A 2,100-nucleotide genomic window follows, 5' to 3' on the forward strand; every position below is an offset into this window, starting at 1 on the left:
TATAGTGCAAAAAACTCATTTTCCGCTCATTTTTTTGCGACGAGTCCAAAATCCTTAAAATGGCTGTAAGCCGCGCCAGTAAAAGGCTTCCGGCTAACCCAACGTTCCCTTTGAGAGTCCGGAAATGGTTGCCACCCCACAGGCAACGGCGGTCTGGGACGGCTGGCGGCCTGTTTTCTCGACTCGATGGCGACCCTGGCGCTGCCGGGACGCGGCTACGGCATCCGCTATGAATACGGTATGTTCAAGCAAAATATCGTTAACGGCCCGCAGGCCGAATCCCCCGATTACTGGCTGGAGTACGGCAACCCTTGGGAGTTTCCCCACCACCCTAGCCGCTACAAGGTCCGTTTCGGCGGCAGGCTGCAGCATGAAGGCGCCAAAATCCGCTGGGTGGAAACCGAAGAGGTGCTGGCCTGCGCCTATGACCAGATTATCCCGGGCTTTGATACCGACGCCACCAAATATCCTGCGGCTTTGGAGCGCGCAGGCGAGCAGTGAGATCAACCTCGGTAAATTCAATCAGGGCGACTACTTCGCCGCGGTGGAAGACAAAAATTATTCCGAAAACGTTTCCCGCGTGCTTTATCCTGATTACTCTACCTATTCCGGTCGCGAACGGCGTCTGCGACAGGAATATTTTCTTGTTTCCTCCACGGTACAGGACATTCTCAACCGCCATTGGCTGCTGCACAATACCTTCGATAACTTGGGCGATAAAATCGCTATCCATTTGAACGATGCCCATATGGTGCTGGCCATCCCCGAACTGATGCGTTTGCTCATCGATGAGCATAAGTTTGATTGGGCCCGCGCCTGGGAGGTGGTATGCCAAGCATTTTCTTATACCAACCATACGTTGATGAGTGAGGCGCTGGAGACCTGGCCTGTGGACATGCTAGGCAAGATCCTGCAGCGCCATTTGCAGATCATTTTCGATATCAACGATCATTTCCTCAATCAGGTCCAGGCGCAGGCGCCGGGCGGCAGCGAGTTGCTGTCGAGAGTATCTATCGTTGATGAAAATAACGGCCGTCGGGTGCGCATGGCCTGGCTGGCGGTAATCGCCAGCCATAAGGTCAATGGCGTCTCCGAGCTGCATTCGGAACTGATGGTACAGTCGCTCTTCACCGATTTCACGCGCCTGTTCCCCGATCGTTTCTGCAATAAAACCAATGGGGTGACGCCGCGGCGCTGGCTGGCGCTGGCCAATCCGCCGCTGTCGGCGGTGCTGGATGAAACCATCGGCCAGACCTGGCGTACCGATCTCGGCCAATTGGAAGAACTGAAGGGGCACATCGATTTTCCCGCGTTTATTGTGCAGCTCCAGCAGGCTAAACTGACCAATAAAAAAACAGCTGGCGGCTTATCTGGCGAATCAACTGGACGAGGTGGTCAATCCGGCGGCGCTATTTGATGTGAAAATCAAACGTATTCACGAATACAAACGCCAGCTGCTTAACGTGCTGCATATCATTACCCGTTATAACCGCATTCGCGAGAATCCGGACGCCGACTGGGTGCCGCGGGTCAATATTTTCGCCGGTAAAGCCGCCTCGGCCTATTACATGGCGACGCATATTATCCGCCTTATCAACGATGTGGCGGCGGTTATCAACCGCGATCCGCTGATGAAAAACCGGCTCAAGGTGATATTCGTCCCGAACTATAGCGTCAGCCTGGCGCAGCTGATTATTCCGGTGGCGGATCTTTCCGAACAAATTTCTCTGGCGGGCACCGAAGCGTCAGGTACCAGCAATATGAAGTTCGCCCTCAACGGCGCGCTGACCATTGGCACGCTCGACGGCGCCAATATCGAAATGCGCCAGCATATGGGTGAGGAAAATATGTTTATCTTATTGCGCGGCAAATCATTTGATACTGAAAGGCAAAATTTTTGATACGCTCAAAAAACACACAAAAGCAACTTATTTGATACTAACTACTGTACTCATGTCACTTTTTAACACAGGCTAAAGAAACACCCTGACTGGACATGATATACGAACATAACCACGCTTTTTTCGTAAGTCATGATGAAATGAAGATACACTCTAATAAGAGATGGCTATAAATCTATCAAAGATGTCTCCTACTTAG

Annotated in this window: 1 pseudogene; it reads left to right on the forward strand. The window is 52.0% G+C overall.

What is annotated here, in order from left to right:
• Positions 1-141 precede the first annotated feature (141 nt).
• A pseudogene (glgP, locus tag ACMX3H_RS18780) lies at positions 142-1,856 on the forward strand (glycogen/starch/alpha-glucan family phosphorylase); the annotation flags it as partial.
• Positions 1,857-2,100 lie beyond the last annotated feature (244 nt).

Source organism: Sodalis sp. (in: enterobacteria) (assembly GCF_047607725.1).
Taxonomy (GTDB): domain Bacteria; phylum Pseudomonadota; class Gammaproteobacteria; order Enterobacterales; family Enterobacteriaceae; genus JBLKSS01.